Origin of the sequence: Collinsella tanakaei, from assembly GCF_021531055.1 — a bacterium.
GTDB lineage: Bacteria > Actinomycetota > Coriobacteriia > Coriobacteriales > Coriobacteriaceae > Collinsella > Collinsella tanakaei_B.
Genome location: NZ_JADYTL010000007.1, coordinates 1 through 17,604, shown reverse-complemented (window position 1 = coordinate 17,604; position 17,604 = coordinate 1). Strand labels below are relative to the sequence as shown.

At 66.4% G+C, this 17,604-nt stretch carries 17 protein-coding genes and 1 rRNA gene; 9 read left to right on the top strand and 9 right to left on the bottom strand.

The window, feature by feature from the left end; genetic code table 11:
- Nucleotide 1: 1 nt before the first annotated feature.
- On the bottom strand, nucleotides 2–1,900 hold the full coding sequence (dnaK, locus tag I6E04_RS07505; protein WP_235422572.1) for a molecular chaperone DnaK: 1,899 nt from the start codon (nucleotides 1,898–1,900) through the stop codon (nucleotides 2–4).
- Nucleotides 1,901–2,247: 347 nt separating this feature from the next.
- Here dnaK and I6E04_RS07500 point away from each other — a divergent pair, with 347 nt between their 5' ends.
- Nucleotides 2,248–2,430, top strand: coding sequence for a DUF362 domain-containing protein (locus tag I6E04_RS07500; RefSeq protein ID WP_204618010.1), 183 nt, complete (start codon nucleotides 2,248–2,250; stop codon nucleotides 2,428–2,430).
- A gap of 163 nt (nucleotides 2,431–2,593) precedes the next feature.
- On the opposite strand, the gene I6E04_RS07495 is transcribed toward I6E04_RS07500, so the two are convergent.
- Nucleotides 2,594–3,178: a hypothetical protein gene (locus I6E04_RS07495; RefSeq protein ID WP_235422571.1), complete on the bottom strand. Its 585-nt coding sequence runs from the start codon at nucleotides 3,176–3,178 to the stop codon at nucleotides 2,594–2,596.
- A 235-nt stretch (nucleotides 3,179–3,413) separates the two neighbouring features.
- On the opposite strand from I6E04_RS07495, the gene trxA reads away from it, so the two are divergent.
- The 8 genes from trxA to I6E04_RS07455 all read left to right on the top strand — a co-directional run bounded on the left by trxA (nucleotide 3,414) and on the right by I6E04_RS07455 (nucleotide 10,273).
- Nucleotides 3,414–3,734 (top strand): thioredoxin, encoded by a 321-nt coding sequence (gene trxA, locus I6E04_RS07490; protein ID WP_235422570.1) that lies wholly within the window; start codon nucleotides 3,414–3,416, stop codon nucleotides 3,732–3,734.
- A gap of 143 nt (nucleotides 3,735–3,877) precedes the next feature.
- Complete coding sequence (locus I6E04_RS07485) at nucleotides 3,878–4,126, top strand: hypothetical protein (RefSeq protein WP_235422569.1); 249 nt, start codon at nucleotides 3,878–3,880, stop codon at nucleotides 4,124–4,126.
- A 1-nt stretch (nucleotide 4,127) separates the two neighbouring features.
- Nucleotides 4,128–4,571, top strand: a complete 444-nt coding sequence (gene nikR, locus I6E04_RS07480) for a nickel-responsive transcriptional regulator NikR (RefSeq protein WP_235422568.1) — start codon at nucleotides 4,128–4,130, stop codon at nucleotides 4,569–4,571.
- Nucleotides 4,572–4,582: 11 nt separating this feature from the next.
- Nucleotides 4,583–7,033, top strand: a complete 2,451-nt coding sequence (gene hypF, locus I6E04_RS07475; protein WP_235422567.1) for a carbamoyltransferase HypF — start codon at nucleotides 4,583–4,585, stop codon at nucleotides 7,031–7,033.
- 112 nt (nucleotides 7,034–7,145) lie between these two features.
- Complete coding sequence (locus tag I6E04_RS07470) at nucleotides 7,146–7,403, top strand: HypC/HybG/HupF family hydrogenase formation chaperone (RefSeq protein ID WP_235422566.1); 258 nt, start codon at nucleotides 7,146–7,148, stop codon at nucleotides 7,401–7,403.
- Entirely contained in the window at nucleotides 7,400–8,515 is a 1,116-nt protein-coding gene (hypD, locus tag I6E04_RS07465) for a hydrogenase formation protein HypD (RefSeq protein ID WP_235422565.1), read from the top strand. The genes I6E04_RS07470 and hypD overlap by 4 nt, the downstream gene beginning before the upstream one ends.
- 39 nt (nucleotides 8,516–8,554) lie before the next feature.
- Nucleotides 8,555–9,577, top strand: a complete 1,023-nt coding sequence (hypE, locus tag I6E04_RS07460) for a hydrogenase expression/formation protein HypE (RefSeq protein WP_235422564.1) — start codon at nucleotides 8,555–8,557, stop codon at nucleotides 9,575–9,577.
- 27 nt (nucleotides 9,578–9,604) lie between these two features.
- Nucleotides 9,605–10,273: an HAD family hydrolase gene (locus tag I6E04_RS07455; RefSeq protein WP_235422563.1), complete on the top strand. Its 669-nt coding sequence runs from the start codon at nucleotides 9,605–9,607 to the stop codon at nucleotides 10,271–10,273.
- 23 nt (nucleotides 10,274–10,296) lie between these two features.
- On the opposite strand, the gene tsaD is transcribed toward I6E04_RS07455, so the two are convergent.
- From tsaD to rrf, 7 genes are all read right to left on the bottom strand, one after another.
- A complete protein-coding gene (gene tsaD, locus I6E04_RS07450) occupies nucleotides 10,297–12,732 on the bottom strand; it encodes a tRNA (adenosine(37)-N6)-threonylcarbamoyltransferase complex transferase subunit TsaD (RefSeq protein WP_235422562.1) in 2,436 nt (811 codons plus the stop codon).
- Between the two features lie 103 nt (nucleotides 12,733–12,835).
- On the bottom strand, nucleotides 12,836–13,345 hold the full coding sequence (gene tsaE, locus I6E04_RS07445) for a tRNA (adenosine(37)-N6)-threonylcarbamoyltransferase complex ATPase subunit type 1 TsaE (protein WP_235422561.1): 510 nt from the start codon (nucleotides 13,343–13,345) through the stop codon (nucleotides 12,836–12,838).
- 2 nt (nucleotides 13,346–13,347) lie between these two features.
- A complete protein-coding gene (locus I6E04_RS07440) occupies nucleotides 13,348–14,007 on the bottom strand; it encodes a uracil-DNA glycosylase (protein ID WP_235422560.1) in 660 nt (219 codons plus the stop codon).
- 9 nt (nucleotides 14,008–14,016) lie between these two features.
- A complete protein-coding gene (alr, locus tag I6E04_RS07435) occupies nucleotides 14,017–15,168 on the bottom strand; it encodes an alanine racemase (protein ID WP_235422559.1) in 1,152 nt (383 codons plus the stop codon).
- Nucleotides 15,169–15,170: 2 nt separating this feature from the next.
- Complete coding sequence (locus tag I6E04_RS07430; RefSeq protein WP_235422558.1) at nucleotides 15,171–16,787, bottom strand: NAD(P)H-hydrate dehydratase; 1,617 nt, start codon at nucleotides 16,785–16,787, stop codon at nucleotides 15,171–15,173.
- Entirely contained in the window at nucleotides 16,765–17,328 is a 564-nt protein-coding gene (gene acpS / locus I6E04_RS07425) for a holo-ACP synthase (RefSeq protein ID WP_235422557.1), read from the bottom strand. The genes I6E04_RS07430 and acpS overlap by 23 nt, the downstream gene beginning before the upstream one ends.
- A 174-nt stretch (nucleotides 17,329–17,502) precedes the next feature.
- Nucleotides 17,503–17,604: ribosomal RNA gene (gene rrf, locus I6E04_RS07420) — 5S ribosomal RNA — on the bottom strand; the annotation flags it as partial.

Here is a 17,604-nt window from a genome sequence, read left to right as displayed (position 1 = left end):
ATTACTTGTCCTCGTCGACGACCTCGTAGTCGGCATCGACGACATCATCGTCGGAGCCGGCTGCGGTACCGGCGGCGCCACCCTCGGTGGCCTGCTGGGCATCGGCGTAGACGATCTGCGCGAGCTCGTAGGCCACGGACTGCAGGTTGTCGCCGGCGGTCTTGATCGCCTCGACATCGGAGCCCTCGAGGGCCTTCTTGGCCTCGTCGATGGCGGACTGGGCCTTGGCCTTGAGGTCGGCGTTGACCTTGTCGCCCAGGTCGGACAGGGTCTGCTCGGTGGAGTAGGCGAGGCTGTCGGTCTGGTTGCGGATCTCGACCTCCTCCTTCTGCTTCTTGTCCTCCTCGGCGTGGGCCTCGGCGTCCTTGACCATGCGATCGACTTCGTCATCGGACAGCGCGGTGGAGCCGGAGATGGTGATCTGTTGCTCCTTGCCGGTGCCCTTGTCCTTGGCGGAGACCTTCACGATGCCGTTGGCGTCGATGTCGAAGGTGACCTCGATCTGCGGCACGCCGCGGCGGGCGGCCGGGATGCCGGTCAGCTGGAACTTGCCCAGGCTCTTGTTGTCGCGAGCCAGCTCGCGCTCGCCCTGCAGGACGTTGATCTCGACGGAGGTCTGGTTGTCTGCCGCCGTGGAGTAGATCTCGGTCTTGGAGGTCGGGATCGTGGTGTTGCGGTCGATCATCTTGGTCATGATACCGCCCATGGTCTCGACACCCAGCGACAGCGGCGTGACGTCGAGCAGCAGGATGTCGGAGGGGCCGTCACCGGAGAGGATGGCGCCCTGGACGGCAGCACCGGCGGCGACGACCTCGTCGGGGTTCACGGACATGTTCGGCTGCTTGCCGGTCATGTTCTTGACGAGATCCTGCACGGCGGGCATACGGGTGGAGCCGCCGACGAGGATGACCTCGGTCAGGTCGGAGAGCTTGAGGTTGGCGTCGCGCAAGGCGTTGGTCACCGGCTGCTTGCAGCGCTCGAGCAGGTCATGCGTGATGCGCTCGAACTCGGCGCGGGTCAGCGTGTAGTCGAGGTGCTTGGGGCCGGTGGCGTCGGCGGTGATGAAGGGCAGGTTGATGGTGGCCTGCTGGGCGGCGGAGAGCTCCTTCTTGGCGTTCTCGGCGGCCTCCTTCAGGCGCTGCAGGGCCATGGGGTCCTGGCGCAGGTCGATGCCGTTGTCGGACTGGAACTTGTCGGCCAGCCAGTCGATGACGCGCTGATCCCAGTCGTCGCCACCCAGGTGGTTGTCACCGGAGGTGGACAAGACCTCGAACACGCCGTCGGCCAGATCGAGGATGGAGACGTCGAACGTGCCACCACCCAGGTCGAAGACGAGGATGCGCTGGTCGGTGCCCTGCTTGTCGAGACCGTAGGCGAGCGCTGCGGCGGTCGGCTCGTTGACGATGCGCTTGACGTTCAGACCGGCGATCTTGCCGGCGTCCTTGGTGGCCTGACGCTGGGCGTCGTTGAAGTAGGCCGGAACGGTGATGACGGCGTCGGTGACGGTCTCGCCGAGGTACTTCTCGGCGTCGGTCTTCATCTTCTGCAGGATCATGGCGCTGACCTGCTCCGGGGTGAAGTCCTGACCGTCGATGGCGGCGACGGCGCGGCCGCCCTGGCCCTCCTTGACCTCATACGGGACGGTCTTGATCTCCGAGGAGACCTCGGAGTACTTGCGGCCCATGAAGCGCTTGATGGAGAACACGGTGTTCTTGGGGTTGGTGACCGCCTGGTTCTTAGCGGCCTTGCCGACCACGCGGTCGCCGTCGGCGCGGAAGCCCACGACGGACGGGGTGGTGCGGTCGCCCTCGGCGTTCACGATGATGGTGGGATCGCCGCCCTCGTAGACCGCCATGGCGGAGTTGGTGGTACCAAGGTCGATACCGAGGATCTTGCTCATGATCTATCCCTCTTCTTTCTTGTACGTGCCGGGTGGCTCGGGGCAACCCGGCGCCACGCGTTTTTTCGTTCGACCATACTATATCCCCTTATAGGCCCGCTTATACAAAATCTAAGTCATTCCATATAAGATTTTCTAAAAATGTGGAGAGAGGGTGCCGAGCTGCCCTGGCTCGCAGCGAAGATGCCAATCTGTCAGCTTTGGCTTACTCGGCGAACGGTATGAAAATGATGCCCTCGAGGCTTGCAATGATGGTCCCTCGTGGTATGTTTAGCCCAGACATGTTCGATGCACGTTCGCCTGTAGCATCGAACGCAACGTGTATCGCACAGAGAGAGGACACTACCATGGCCAAGCCTATCATTGATGCCGACGAGTGCATCGCCTGCGGCGTTTGCGTCGACTCCTGCCCCCAGGGCGTTCTCGAGCTCAACGATGTCGCCACCGTGACCGACGAGGATTCCTGCATCGCCTGCGGCGCTTGCCAGGAGGCCTGCCCGGCCGGCGCCATCACCGAGATCGAGGAGTAACTCGCTCGCGTAACGCGCTTTGAGCAGAAGGCCCGGTTCCACAAGGAGCCGGGCCTTCTTGCGTTCTGGTGCGCCCGGCGGCGTCGAAAAACCCCAGGGGTTATTTTGCATGCAAAATAACCCCTGGGGTTTTTCGACGCCGCCGGGCGGTCTGCAACACGCTTTAATAGGGGGCGCCTGCCGGGGGAAGCTGCTTGATATACGCCCACATGCGCTGCTTCTCCTTCGGATCGCCGAGCGACGCCTCGAATCCATCGAGCGCGAGCACGCGACGACCCAGCACATGGGCGACCAACCCCGGCTTGAGCATCGCGGTATCGAAGTCCTCGATGGCGACGAGGGCATCGGCATACGCCTCGCGCATCACATCGGCCGCCGCGTCATCCAGCAGGATAACCGCCTCGGGGTCGAGCGCTTCGAGCGCCTCGCGAAAAACCCCGGAAGGCAGGGGGCGGTCCGGCTCGGCTGCTCGCTCGGAAACATCCGCCTCACCCGCAACCGACGCCAGCGCACAGAAATCCTCGGGCGCGTACCCGATCGCGCCGAGCGCGGCGCGCAACGCCGTCCCGTCCGCGCCGGAAAGCAGCACCGCCCCGGTGCGCTCCTCGTCATTCAACGAACCCTTGACGAGAACAATCGGGGAAAACGCGTTGCCCGCCATGACGACCCCGCGGGCCCGCAGCGACACGAGCTCCTGCTCCACGGCACCCACCACGGCCTCCTTGGCTTCCGACGACGAAACGCGCATGGCACCCCTCCTCATAGGTCCTCCTGCAGTAGCATCATACCTCGAACACGACCGCACGCCGAAACGCGCCGTGTTCCAAAAAGCCAGGAGCATTCTGGGCGCGCGACGGACCGGCGGACACGCCCGGCCCCTCCCCAAATACCCGAAATCGCGTGCAATGCGGGCGAACGGCTGGGTATAACCCCAAGCGTACGAAACAACCGCGCGCAGGCGCGATAGTCCATAGGAGGACCCGATGGTACATATCACCGAGATCACGCCCCAGAATTTCGACAGCCTGCTCAAGGAAGACCTGCCGGTCCTCATCGACTTCTGGGCACCGTGGTGCGGCCCGTGCCGCACGCTCTCGCCGATCGTCGACGAGCTGGCGGGAGAGCTCGAGGGCAAGCTGATCGTCGCCAAATGCAACGTCGACGAGAACCAGGACATCGCCATGAAGTACGGCGTCATGTCCATCCCCACGCTCGTGATGCTCAAGGCCGGAAACGAGGCCATGCGCACCGTCGGTGCCATGCCCAAGGCGCGCCTTGCAGCCGAGATCGAGAAGGCGCTGTAGCGAACCTTTCCTCCCCCTCCCTTTGACTGACAGCAGCCTTCCCGACGAAGGGCGCGGCTCGCATCGCGGGTCGTGCCCTTCGCATGTACCGGCGATGTCGCACGGAAAGCGATACACTGATACGCGACGCAAGGAGGAACACTATGCATGACGTCGGAATGAACATGAGCCAGCTCGCCATGAGCGTGAAGCAGATCGACGACACCATCGCGCTCGCCCACGACTGGAGCCACGAGCTGCTGCACGCGACGGAGGCCTTCGACATGGAGCGCATCGGTGCCAAGCTTCGCGACACCATGGAGGCGCTCGACGAGGCACGTCAGGCGCTTGCCGGCTACGAGGAGGCAATCGAGGCCGACCACAACAGCGTCGGCACCGTGAAGCTGGTGTGACATGGGCGGCTATGACGGCGCCGGCGAGCTCGCGCGTTTTTCGGTCGCCGTGCCGGCGGAGCTGCTTCGTGAATACGATGCGCTCATAGAGAAGCGCGGGGATGCCCGCAACCGCTCCGAATCGATCCGCGACCTCATGCGCTCCGCGGTGGTGCACGAACACCTGCGCACCCCCGACGAGCAGGTTATCGGCTCCCTCACGATGATCTACGACCACCACACCGGCGATCTTACGCGCAGGCTCGACGAGGTCCAGCACGACTACACGGCAGAGATCGTCTCGACCATGCACGTCCACCTCGACCACCGCAACTGCCTGGAGATCCTCGCGCTCAAAGGGCGCGGAGCGCGCATCTACGAGCTCGCCGACAAGCTCTTGGGCCTACGCGGCGTCAAGCACGGCGAGCTGACCTGCGCCGCGACGGGCACCAGCTTGGACATCTAGGCCGAACGCATATGGAGCGCAGGCACGTTCACATCCACGTCACCGGCATCGTGCAGGGCGTAGGCATGCGCCCGTTCGTCTATCGCGCAGCGCGCGAACACCGCATCGCGGGCTGGGTGCTCAACGCGGGCGACGGCGTCCACATCGAGGCGCATGGCGACCGGGACGATGTCGACGCGTTCGTCCGCGCGCTCCGAAGCGACGCGCCCGCGGCCTCCCGCATCGAGCGCGTCCACGTTTCCGACATCGCTGCGCCCGATGGCGACGATGTCCCCACGGATTTCCGGATCGTCGCCTCCGACGACGCGACGGCGCGCACCACGCTCGTCTCACCCGACATCGCGACCTGCGAGGACTGCCTGCGCGAACTCTTCGACCCGACGGATAGGCGCTACCACTACCCCTTCATCAACTGCACGAACTGCGGCCCGCGCTTCACCATCATCCGCTCGCTGCCCTACGACCGCCCCGCGACCTCCATGGACCGGTTCCCCATGTGCCCCGCCTGCGCAGCGGAGTACACCGACCCCGGCGACCGGCGGTTCCACGCGCAACCCGACGCATGCTTTGCCTGCGGGCCCCATATCACCTGGCGCGAACGCACCGAATCGGACGGACCGTCGGAGCCTGTCGTCGGAGCGACGCGAGCGGAAAGCGATGCGATCATCGCCCGCTGCGCCGACCTCATCGCCGACGGCGGCATCGTCGCCATCAAGGGACTCGGCGGATTCCACCTCGCCTGCGATGCGGAAAACGAGACCGCCGTCTCCGAGCTCCGCCGTCGCAAGCGTCGCAGCAACAAACCCCTCGCCATCATGGTGCGTCGTCAGGACCTCGGCCCGCTGCTTCCGCACGATGCGGCGCCCAGCGACGAGGAGATGGATGTTCTTGCCGGTAGCGTGCGCCCCATCGTGCTGCTACGGTACCCACCGCAGACGGTGAGCCCGCGGCTTGCCCTCTCGCTCACCTGCGGCCTGCCCGACATAGGGGTCATGCTCCCCTACACGCCGCTGCAGCACCTCCTGCTCGCGACATGTGCCCAACGGGGAATCACCGCCTTGGTTATGACCAGCGGAAACCTCAGCGAGGAGCCCATCGAGGTGGATGATCGCGCAGCCTGGGAGCACCTCGTCGCGACCGGCATCGCCGATGCGCTGCTCGGCAACGACCGGCCGATCCTCGCGCGCTACGACGACTCGGTCGTGCGCATCGTGGGTGGCACGACCCTGCCCGTCCGCCGCGCGCGCGGCTACGCGCCGCGGCCGTTGCCGATTCCGAGAACCGATGCGGCGGATATCCCCTGCGTTTTGGCATGCGGCCCCGAGCAGAAGGCGACGGTCGCCCTCACGCGCGAGGACGCGAACGACCCCTACTGCATCGTCTCCCAGCATATCGGCGACATCGAGAACGCCGAGACCCTCGACGCATGGCATGAGGCGCGTACGAGGCTCGAGGAGTTGTTCGACCTTCGCCCGGAGGCCCTCGCCTGCGACCTCCATCCCACTTATCTCTCCAGCGTGTGGGCACGACGCGAGGCGGAGACGCGCGGCATCCCGCTCATCGAGGTCCAGCACCACCATGCGCATATCGCCTCGGTGATCGCCGAAGCGATATGCGCCGGCTCCCTCGGCGCAGACGAGCCGGTCATCGGTTTCGCCTTCGACGGCACGGGCGCCGGACCCGACGGAACCATCTGGGGAGGCGAGGTCCTTATCGCCACGCTCACCGATGCCACGCGCGCCGCCCATCTGCGCACCTGGCGCCTGCCCGGGGGCGCCGCCTCGATACGCGACGCACGCCGATGCGCCCACGGCTTGCTCCACGAACTCGGCCTGCTCGACCATCCCGGCGCGGTGCCCCTGTCCGCCGGCATGGACGAGCGAGAGCGCGCAATCACGGAGACCATGCTCACGCGGGCCATCAACTGCCCGGTGACCAGCAGCACGGGCAGGCTGTTCGACGCGGTCGCCGCGCTTCTGGGTATAGCCGGCACAGCGACCTACGAGGGGGAACCCGCCTGCAGGCTCGAAGCGGCGGCGTGGGCTCAAGCTCCCCGAAACCACGAGCCGGGCATCGACCCGCAGATGCGGTTCGACCTGACGCCGGATGCCAACGGGGCGCTCATCATCGATTCGGAGCCGGTCGTCCGAGCGCTGCTGGACGGCCGTGCGGCGCAGGTCGACGCCGGCGTCCTCGCATGGCGCTTCCACGACGCCGTCGCCTCCATGATGGTGGATGCCGCATCCGCGGTGCGCGAGCAGACCGGCATCGCCGCCGTGGCGCTCTCGGGCGGAGTGTTCTTGAACCGATTGCTGCTCGAGGCCGCGATCGAGCGCCTCTCACGGGCGGGGTTCTCCATCCTCGTCCCGACTGGCGTTCCCGTCAACGACGGCTGCATCGCCTACGGGCAGGCGGTCGTCGCCCGCGCGCGCCTCGCGGCGTCGGCGGGCGCACGCGCGTGATGCTTTAGCAGGGCTCGCCCTCCACCGTTGTCGGCTCGGGGGCGGAGCGCTACCATGTTCCGCGATCACCATGAACGCCATCGGGCACCATGCCCGAAAGGAAGTGAGCAGCATGTGCCTGGCCGTACCGGGAAAGATCGTCTCCATCGGAGAGGATGGCCGCGCTGACGTCGACATGCTCGGCGCACGTCGCCCCGTCTCGCTTCGCCTGACGCCCGAGGCGCGCGCGGGCGACTTCGTCCTCGTCCATGCGGGATTCTCCATCCAGGTCATCGACCCCGACGAGGCCGCCGAGACCATCGCCCTCATGCGCGAGCTCGACGATCTCGTCGAGGAGGAGCTGCCGACCGGTGCCGGGGCATCCGCATGAGCATGTCCACGACCCGCACCGACCAAACCATCGACTTCGCCGCGTTTCGCGACCCCCATGTGGTGCGTGAGCTCATCGCCCGGATCCGCAACCGCGTCGGTGAGCGGCAGATCAACCTCATGGAGGTCTGCGGCACGCACACGATGAGCATCGGTCGCTACGGTTTCCGGTCCGTCCTGCCGCCGGGGCTCAAGCTGCTCTCCGGCCCGGGTTGCCCGGTCTGCGTGACGGCCAATCGGGATATCGACCACGCCATCGCGCTCGCGCGCCTCGACGACGTCATCGTCGCCACCTTCGGCGACATGATGCGCGTACCCGGATCGACGACCTCGCTCGCGGCGGAAAAGGCCGCCGGCCGCGACGTGCGTATCGTCTATTCGCCGCTCGACGTGTTGGATCTCGCCCGCGCGCACCCCGACCGACAGGTCGTCTTCATCAGCGTCGGTTTCGAGACCACGACGCCGGCGATGGCGGCGTGTCTTTTGGAGGCGGCCGATCGCGCCAGCGACAACTTCTCGATGTTTTGCGCCAACAAGATGACGCCGGCCGCCCTGCGCGCGATCGCCGGAGACCCCGAAACCCGCATCGACGGGTTCATCCTGCCCGGACACGTCTCGACCATCACCGGGCTTTCGCCCTACCGCTTTTTGGTAGACGAGTTCGGTCTGCCCGGCGTTGTCACCGGCTTCGAGCCCACCGATATCCTCGAAGGGGTGAGCCTGCTCGTCGATATGGTCGCCGAGGGCAAGCCCGCCATCGTCAACGCATACCGTCGCGGTGTCCGCACCGAGGGAAATCCCGTCGCCCGCGCGCTCGTCGACCAGGTTTTCGAGCCGGTCGACGCCGTATGGCGCGGGCTCGGCACCCTGCCGTCGTCCGGCCTGCGCATCAAACCGGAGCTGTCGCGCTACGACGCGGCGGTGCGCTTCGATGTCGACACCGAGACGACCGTGGAGCCCGCCGGATGTCGCTGCGGGGATGTCCTGCGTGGCCGGATCACGCCCGAGGGTTGCCCCCTGTTCGATCGCATCTGCACACCGGAGCATGCGGTCGGCCCCTGCATGGTCTCGAGCGAGGGCAGCTGCGCCGCCTACTTCCGCTACCGTTCGTAAGGGACGACCGACGCGTCCCCGTCCCGCAAAGGAGTCGACATGACCGATGCCACCGTGCTCATGGGCCATGGATCGGGCGGCCAGATGATGAAGCGCCTGATCGACGAGATCTTCCTCGAGGCGTTCGACGCGCCCGAGCTTCATGCCGGCAACGATGCAGGTGTGGGCGAGCTGCCCGCAACCGGCCGCATCGCCCTGTCGACCGACAGCTTCGTGGTCACCCCGCAGTTCTTCCCCGGTGGCGATATCGGCAGGCTCGCCGTGTGCGGCACCGTCAACGACGTCGCCACCAGCGGCGCGCACGTGCGCTATCTCTCCTGCGGGTTCATCCTCGAGGAGGGCTACCCGCTCGACGATTTGCGCACGATCGCGCGCAGCATGGCCGAGGCGGCACGCGAGGCCGACGTGCGGATCGTCACCGGGGACACCAAGGTCGTCGAGCGCGGATCGGCCGACGGCGTGTATATCAACACCACGGGCGTGGGCGAGGTGCCGGCAGGCATCTGTCTATCCGCCGGCGCCTGTACTCCCGGCGACGTCATACTCGTATCCGGCACGCTCGGCGATCACGGCATCGCCATCATGAGCCAACGCGAGGGCCTCGCATTCGACACCGATATCGTGAGCGACGCCGCGCCCCTCAACCACCTGATCGCCGCCGTCATGCAGGCGGCGCCCCGCACGCGCTGCTTCCGCGACCCGACGCGCGGCGGCCTGGCGAGCACCCTGAACGAGTTCGCCGAGGCGAGCCGCGTCGCCATCGAGATCGATGAGGACGCCGTCCCCGTCCGCCCCGCCGTGCGCGGCGCGTGCGAGATGCTCGGCTACGATCCGCTTCAGGTCGCCAACGAGGGCAAGATGGTCGCCGTCGTGCCCGAACAGGAGGCGACGGCGGCACTCGAAGCCATGCGCAGGACGCGCTACGGCGAGCAGGCCGCGATCATCGGACGCGTGCGCGAGCTCGATCGCGGACGCGAGCCGCACGTCCGCGTCCGCACCGGCTGGGGCGCGACGAGGATCCTCGACATGCTCGTCGGCGAACAGCTCCCCCGCATCTGCTAACCGCATCGAACGCGTTTGGATGACGTCATGTACACACAGGTGATCTTCGACCTCGACGGGACGCTCCTCGACACCTTGGAGGACCTCGCCCGCTCCGCGAACCATGTGTGCCAGGCACACGGTTGGCCGACTTTCCCCACCGAGGCTTACCGCTATAAGGTCGGAAACGGCGTCGAGAAGCTCGTCGAGCGCTTCATGCCGGCCGAATTCGCGGGTAACCCGCTCATTGCCGGGCGCGCCTTGGCGGAATTCCGTGCGTACTACGACGCGCACAAGGAGGACCACACGCACCCCTATGCGGGCGTCGCCGGCCTGCTCGACGCGCTGCGCAAAGCCGGGATCACGCTCGCCGTGCTCACCAATAAAGACCATGCTGCGGCGCGGCCGCTCGTCGAGCGACATTTCGGCCCTGGCTGCTTCTCGGTCGTGCAGGGGCATATCGACGGATACGAACCGAAACCGGCGCCGCCCATCACCCTCCACGTGCTCGAGCAGCTCGATGGGGACCCCGGCAGCACGCTCTATGTAGGCGATTCGAACGTCGACGTCGCCTGCGGTCACAACGCCGGCCTCGATGTGGCAGGCGTCACCTGGGGATTTCGCGGTCGAGAGGAACTCGAGCGGGCGGGTGCCGACTACGTGGTCGACTCGCCAGCCGAGCTCGCGCGTGTCATCGGCCTTCCCGACGGCCTGTAGCTGCCCCGCGGGACGAGGAGCGGCTACAGGGTCATGTTGGGATCGGCGTCGACGTCGAAGGAGGAGAACTCGCCGCGCAGGTACTTCTCGCGTGCGACGACCGCGATCATCGCCGCGTTATCGGTGCAGGCGTTCTGCGGGGGCACCGTCACGCGGATGCCCTGACGCGAAAGCTTCCTGATCATCATCTCGCGCAAGTGCGGATTGGCCGCCACGCCTCCGCCGATGCAGTACTCGCAGGCGCCTGTCTCGCGCAGCGCGCCCTTCGCCTTCTTGTACTGGACATCGAACACGGCCGCCTCGAACGACGCGCACAGATCCGGCAGATGGATCGGTCGTCCCGCCCGCTGTTCCTGTTCGATATAGAGCGTGACCGCCGTCTTGAGACCGGACAGCGAGAAACGGTAGTCGCCACGCCGGTTCAACGCACGCGGAAACTCGATGGCATGGGGGTCGCCGGTCTCCGCGAGGCGCGAGATGACCGGTCCGCCCGGATAGCCCAAGCCGAGGGCCTTGGCAACCTTGTCGAACGCCTCGCCGACCGCATCGTCGAGCGTCTCGCCCAGCACCTCGTAATCACCCCACGCGCGAACGTGGACGAGCATGGTATGCCCGCCCGATACGAGCGTGAAGATGAAGGGCGGCTTGAGGTCGGGGGTCGTCAAAAGGTTCGCATAGAGATGGCCCTCAAGATGATTCACGCAGATGAGCGGCTTGTCCGCGGCATAGGCGAACCCCTTTGCGAACGCGACGCCCACCACGAGCGCGCCGACCAGGCCCGGTCCCTGCGTGACGCCGACGGCGGCGAGCTCGCGCGGCGAGATCGGACCGCCGGCGAAGCCGAGGGAAGCCGCGGCTTCCTCGAGCGCCGCCTCGACGACCCCGACGATGACCTCGACGTGTTTGCGCGAGGCGATCTCGGGCACCACGCCGCCGAAACGCGCATGGAAATCGATCTGCGTCGAGACCTGATTGGCGAGTAGGGTGCCGTCGTCGTCGATGATGGCGACGGCCGTCTCGTCGCAGGAGCTCTCGATCGCCAGCACGAGCTGCCTGCGCTCGAGCTCGGCGCGCTCGTCCGCATCGCGGACGGGCTCGGGCAGGGGCCACGCGCGGCGGGCGGCTGCCGTGGGCTCGGGGGACGCGGGGTCGACCGGCAGATTCAGCGGCAGCGATGCCTGCAGCACGCGAGCGTCGCGGCCCGTCCCATAGTAGTCGCGCCTGCGCCCGACTTCCCGGAAGCCGAGCTGCTCGTAGAGCGCGGCGGCGGCATCGTTGCCCTCCTCGACCTCGAGCGAAGCCGTCGTGCATCCGAGCATCTGCGCGTCATAGCTCACGTGCGCGAGCAGCTTGCGGGCGATACCCTCGCGGCGATGCGCCGCGGCGACCGCGACGTCGAGGATCTCGATGTCGGTATCGACGACCATGCCGCCGGCAAAGCCGAGCAGCTCACCATTATCGTGCGCCACCCACCAGGAACGGGCGGCAGCCGCATTCGGATCGAGCTCGGACAGGAACATGGAGGCGTTCCATGGAGCATGACCCGCGCCCTCGAAGCTCTCTGCCTCGAGGGCGGCCATGGCCTCGGCGTCCGCGGACGCCATGGGGCGCACCTGCAGATGACGTCCGGCGAGCTCGTCGGCGACCCCCGTCGTCACCGTATTGGCGCTCTCGGCGAGTCCGAGGCGCTTGCGCTCGTTTTCCTCGGCGTCGGACAGACGCGTGTAAACGGGTAGCACGAGCGCGGGATCGCATGTATCGGCACGTCCCGTGTGCCGCGCGGCATACGCGGCGGCGTACAGAAGGCCCTTCCCCGTGGGATGCCACAGCGACTCATCGACCCGCTCGACAAGGCCCACCTCCTCGAACAGCCTGCCGTATCGCTTGAGACCGTCGCCGGTGAGCTGCAGGCACGCCGCATCGGGGCGCGCCGCCCACGCCGCGGCGGCATCGGCCGCCTTCAGAACATGCTCGCGCTCGAACAGACGCGTGGCGCCGGCGTCATCCAAGCGATACAGGCCCGGATACACCTCTCCGCGCATCGCGTCCGCCACGACGCCCACCAGCCCGCGCACGCCGGCGTCCCACGCCACCCATGCGCAGGCGTCCAGCGTCGAGGCACCGTACAGTGGGATGTTCGCACCGCAAGCGAGCCCCTTGGCGGTCGAGATGCCGATGCGGACACCCGTGAACGAGCCGGGTCCGCGGCCTACAAGCAGGGCGTCCACGTCGTTCATGGTCTTGCCCGCCTGCGTGAGCGCACGCCCCAGCGTATCGACCAGCTCGACGTTCGCACGGCGGCGGCACAGATGGTCCGCGCTCGCCAGAAGCTCGATGCCCGCAGCCGGGGATGAAACATCCGCCGAGTCGGCAGGATCCCACCACGCCACGGCACATGCCAGCATATCGGTCGAGGTATCCAATACGGCCACCAAGAGCCGCCCGTCACCTGTCCTCATCGCTTTCGCGCCCCTTTCCGGGTCATATTCCTGCGTTTACGCCTTGTTGCACGGGCTGCCGTCGACAGCCCGCGCACGCCAGCCGGCGCCACGGGGCGATGCGCTACATCGCACCTGATCGAACGACGGCTTCATCGATCTGCGCGGCGAGTTCCTCGGCGCGGACTCCATGGGGCGCCAGCACGATACTCCTCGCATCCGGATCGTCCTCGACGCGCGAGAGCGTCACGGAGAGGTACTCGTCGGTCAGGTCGTCTTGGAACTGCTCGCCCCATTCGAGCGCGCAGACCCCTTCGTAGCCGAGCACGTCGTATATGCCCGTATCCTCGAGCTCGTACGCATGTTCCAGGCGGTATAGGTCGAAATGGAACAGCGGGATGCGCCCGCCATCGTGCACGGCCATCAAGGCGAACGTCGGGCTCGTCACCGGATGCCCGTCGCCCAAACCGTGCGCCAGCCCCTTCGTGAAGTGGGTCTTGCCCACGCCGAGTCCGCCGGTCAGCACCAGCACGTCGCCGTCTTGGACGCGCGTCGCGACCAGCTCGCCGAATCGCACCGTGTCCGACACCGCCGAGCTGCCGTAGTGCCCGGCCTCCCGTCGCACCAGCGCCATGGCTACTCCTCCACCCGAGGCAGCGCGTCGGAGTGGGCAGTCGCGGGGATCACCGGCCCGTCCTCCGGGTGGCGCGCCAGATAATCACCGAGCATCCTGAAATCGGCTTCGAGCAGCTCCTGCCATGCAGGGTTGCGCAGCGCCGCGGCGGGATGGAAGGTCGGCATGACCACGAAATGCCCCATCTGGTGAAAACGGCCGCGCAACTTGGTGATGCCGATCTCGGTCTTCAACACGAAATGCGTCGCAGGGTTGCCGAGCGTCACGATGATATCGGGCCAGATGCTCCTGATCTGCTCGCGCAAAAACGGCGAACACGCGAGCACCTCCTCGGGCCGTGGATTGCGATTTCCGGGAGGGCGGCACTTGAGCACGTTCGCGATGTAGATATCCTCGCGCTTCAGACCGGCGAGCGACAGGATCGCGTTCAGGTTCTCGCCCGCGCGCCCGACGAACGGCTCGCCCTGCAGGTCCTCGTTGCGCCCGGGCGCCTCACCGACGAACATCACACGGGCACGCGGGTTCCCGACGCCGAACACGATCTTCGTACGCGTCTCGTAGAGCGGACAAAGCCGGCAATCGCCCATGACGCCGCGGATCTCCTCCAGCGTGACCTCGCGGGGTTTCTGCTTATCATGGCCGGGAATATGCATCACGCCCACGGTTGCTCCCTAGCAATAGATTTTCTCGAGACGCATGCCGAACCCGCATGCCACCTCGTAGCTGATCGTTCCGCGCAGATTCGCCATCTCGTCCATCGTGATCTCGGCGTCGCCGTCACGGCCGATGATGGTCATGACGTCGCCGATCTCGGCCTCGGGCATCTGCTTCATCGAGGTCTGCTGGATGGCGACCATGAACTGGTCCATGCAGATGTTGCCAACCTGGCGGATCCTCGCCCCACGGAACAAAACGTCCATGCGGTTGGAGAGCACGCGGGCCAGTCCGTCCGCATAGCCGACGGGCAGCGTGCAGATCTGAACGCGGGCGCGCGGTACGCGATAGGTGAAGCCGTAGCCGACACCTTCGCCCATCGCCGGATGCATGGTCCTCGTCACGCGGGCGCGCACGCTCATGACCGGCTCGAGCGGGAACACCGGACGCGTCGCCTCGCACGGCTGCAGACCGTACAGACCGATACCGGCGCGGATCATGTCATAGTGGGAGGAGGCGTCCAGAATCGACGCGGCGGTGTTGTCGCAGTGGACGATGCCGCAGTCGTACCCGGCATCGCGCATGGCGGCAACCGCCTCGTCGAACCTCGTACGCTGCAACTGGTAGTCCCAGCCATTCGATTCGTCGGCCGTCGCGAAGTGCGTGAACACGCCGTCGCACTGGATGCCGCGATGGAAATCGACCTCACGGCGGAAATCGAGCACGTCGGCGTAGTGGACGCCGATACGGTTCATGCCGGTCTCGATCGCCATGTGGTACTTTCCGACGGTGCCCAAACTCACCGCCCGCTCGCCGTAGGCGAGCGCGAACTCGGAGGTGTAGACCGAGGGCATGATGCGATGCTCCAGCAGCGTGTCGATAGCCGTGACGGGCGGCTCGGAGAGTACGAGGATCGGCTCCGTGATGCCCCCTTCACGCAGCTCGACACCCTCGTTGACCGTGGCGACCGCGAACAGGTCGCAACCGGTCGCATGCATGATCTTCGCGCACTCGACGGCGCCGTGCCCGTACGCATCGGCCTTCACCACGCAGCACAGGCGCTGTCGCGGCCCGAGCAGGTTCTTGAACGCCCTCGTGTTGCGGCGCAACGCACCACGATCGATCTCGACCCACGCCCAACGCGTCTCGGGCTCCCTACGCATGGCCATCCCTATTCATCTCCCTGTGCGTCCGCGATGCCGAGGTCCTTGCAAGCCTCGTTCTCGACAAGCTGCATCGCCTCGCCGATCAAATCGATCAGATCCGTCGCGATAACGCTGCGCTCGCCGTATTCCGCCGACGCGGCGAATCCCGTGTAGGAATGGACGGCGACCGCATAGGAAGCGAGGACCTCCCAGCGCTCGACCTCACCGTGGGACGTCGCGACGGCTGCAGCCATGATTCCGGCGAGCACGTCACCCGAGCCCGCGGTGGCCAACGACGCCGGGCCAGCCATGGGAATCAGAACCTTCTCGACGCCCACAATCGCCGTCGTCGCACCCTTGGCGACGACGATCATATTGTCGGACCCGACGGCCCAGACGATACGCTGGGCGGCTTCGATCGCGCTGCCCAGGTCATCGACGGGAACATCGCCGACGAGCCTCGAAAGCTCGCGATGGTGCGGGGTGAGGATCAAAGGGGCTTCACGGCGGTAGAGCTCGGGCGTCTTATCGATGCCGTCGATGGCAAGCCGCGCCAGGCAATTCAGGGCATCGGCATCCATGATCAGCGGGATATCGAGCTCGAGCAGGCCGCTTACCACCTGCATGCATCCGGCCGCGGTCGTCATGCCCGGACCGCACAGGACGCAATCGTACTTCGGGGCGATCTCGCAGATGACCGAACGGGCGGCAGCGCCGAACGAACCGCGCGAATCGGAGGGGATCGCGACCACGGGAACGGAGGGCAGCGCCATGCGGATCAGGTTGGCGCACGCGTCGGGAGCCGCAACCGTGACGTAGCCGGCACCGGCGCGGGCAGCCGCCTTCGCCGCCATCATGGCGGCCCCGGGATACCGGGCGGATCCAGCTACGACCAGGACGGAGCCGCGGGAGTACTTGTTGATGTTGGCGGGAAGGGGCTCCATGAACTCGACGAGGTCCGATGCCTGCACGATCTCGGCGGCATGATCGACATCGTCGATCACCTCATCGAGGCGGTCGTAAAGCTCCCCGCAGACGAGCTCGCCGACATAGCTCGGGCCGTCAGCGCTGTACAGGCCGATCTTGGGCGCGATCATCGTCGCGGTCTTATCGGCTTGCACGCAGCAATCCTCGACGACACCCGTCTGGGCGTCAAGACCCGAAGGCACGTCGACGGAGATGACGCGCGTCGCGGCCTCGTTGAGCGTGGGAATCCAAATCGAGAAGGGAGGCCTGACCGTGCCATGGAAACCGGTGCCGAGAATCGCGTCGATGGCAAGGTCGGCTTTGTCGAGCAGCCCCTCGAGCTCATCGCGGGACGGCCCGACGATGACGTCGACATCGCGGCCGGCGGTACGACGGGCGACATGGCGCGCCAACGCGCTCGGGACCTCGTTGGGTTCGACGGGCGTCGCGACGACGACGTGCACGCCACGCTGCTGCAGGATATCCGCGGCAACCCATCCGTCACCACCGTTGTTGCCGAAGCCGGCGAGAACCACGACCTCCTTGGGCTCGTAGCTCATGGCAAGCGTGGCAACGAACTCGCCGGCATGCTCCATGAGCTCGGCTTTCGATGTGCCCTCGCGCTCGATGATATCCTCGAGCTTGACGACTTCCTCAGTGCTTAGAATCGGCTTCATCTAGCTGCTCCTGTCCTGCATCATCCACATGCGCATCGGTTGGGGGAATTGCCTCGATTTGGATTCGCTCTAAATCGTCTAGCACCGAACGTGCCTCTTTGAACGACTGGGCGATCATAGCCTTTTCATCCCGCTTCGATGATTTGGGTTTCGGACGGACATCGGCGGTGATCGCCATGGCATTGGCGATGGCCAAGTCGCTGGTAAACGAAAGGGAGATCGCGACCTCGACCACCCCGAGTTCATCGGCCACCTCGCGAGCACGTCCGGCGAGCACGGCGATGGGACGCCCGCTGGGATCGCGGGAAACCGATACGTCCTTCCTGCCGACACCGTCGCCGAAGCCCGTGCCGATAGCCTTCAGAACGGCCTCGCGCGCGGCGAAACGGCACGCGTAGTGAGCGGCGGGTCGGGCGGACGCGTCGCAATACGCCCGCTCCTCATCGGTGAAGAGGCGAGTCGTAAACGAGGGGGTCCTGGAAAGGATCTCCTCCATACGATGTATTTCCACGATATCGACGCCGATACCGGCTTCGGCCATACCCACCACCAACTTAGCGCACATCTACATTCGTGCTCATCATTGTACTCGTAAGTCGATGGCGATGCGCCCCATACGCACAGAGACCATGAGCCGGGCCCCCTCGGGCCCCGAGAACGAGGAAGGCCCGGAGGGGTCTCCCCCTCCGGGCCTTCCTTCGAAACGCCGTCCACCGGTCAGCGGCGCCCTGCTCTCCCACGGGCTTCCCCCGCAGTACCATCGGCGCTGGCCGGCTTAGCTTCCGGGTTCGGAATGGGACCGGGCGTGCCCCGGCCG

Excerpts from the sequence above, each read along its gene's own strand:
- dnaK (WP_235422572.1), bottom strand. The coding sequence starts at position 1,900 with ATGAGCAAGATCCTCGGTATCGACCTTGGTACCACCAACTCCGCCATG.
- I6E04_RS07500 (WP_204618010.1), top strand. The coding sequence starts at position 2,248 with ATGGCCAAGCCTATCATTGATGCCGACGAGTGCATCGCCTGCGGCGTT.
- I6E04_RS07495 (WP_235422571.1), bottom strand. The coding sequence starts at position 3,178 with ATGCGCGTTTCGTCGTCGGAAGCCAAGGAGGCCGTGGTGGGTGCCGTG.
- trxA (WP_235422570.1), top strand. The coding sequence starts at position 3,414 with ATGGTACATATCACCGAGATCACGCCCCAGAATTTCGACAGCCTGCTC.
- I6E04_RS07485 (WP_235422569.1), top strand. The coding sequence starts at position 3,878 with ATGCATGACGTCGGAATGAACATGAGCCAGCTCGCCATGAGCGTGAAG.
- nikR (WP_235422568.1), top strand. The coding sequence starts at position 4,128 with ATGGGCGGCTATGACGGCGCCGGCGAGCTCGCGCGTTTTTCGGTCGCC.
- hypF (WP_235422567.1), top strand. The coding sequence starts at position 4,583 with ATGGAGCGCAGGCACGTTCACATCCACGTCACCGGCATCGTGCAGGGC.
- I6E04_RS07470 (WP_235422566.1), top strand. The coding sequence starts at position 7,146 with ATGTGCCTGGCCGTACCGGGAAAGATCGTCTCCATCGGAGAGGATGGC.
- hypD (WP_235422565.1), top strand. The coding sequence starts at position 7,400 with ATGAGCATGTCCACGACCCGCACCGACCAAACCATCGACTTCGCCGCG.
- hypE (WP_235422564.1), top strand. The coding sequence starts at position 8,555 with ATGACCGATGCCACCGTGCTCATGGGCCATGGATCGGGCGGCCAGATG.
- I6E04_RS07455 (WP_235422563.1), top strand. The coding sequence starts at position 9,605 with ATGTACACACAGGTGATCTTCGACCTCGACGGGACGCTCCTCGACACC.
- tsaD (WP_235422562.1), bottom strand. The coding sequence starts at position 12,732 with ATGAGGACAGGTGACGGGCGGCTCTTGGTGGCCGTATTGGATACCTCG.
- tsaE (WP_235422561.1), bottom strand. The coding sequence starts at position 13,345 with ATGGCGCTGGTGCGACGGGAGGCCGGGCACTACGGCAGCTCGGCGGTG.
- alr (WP_235422559.1), bottom strand. The coding sequence starts at position 15,168 with ATGGCCATGCGTAGGGAGCCCGAGACGCGTTGGGCGTGGGTCGAGATC.
- I6E04_RS07430 (WP_235422558.1), bottom strand. The coding sequence starts at position 16,787 with ATGAAGCCGATTCTAAGCACTGAGGAAGTCGTCAAGCTCGAGGATATC.
- acpS (WP_235422557.1), bottom strand. The coding sequence starts at position 17,328 with ATGGCCGAAGCCGGTATCGGCGTCGATATCGTGGAAATACATCGTATG.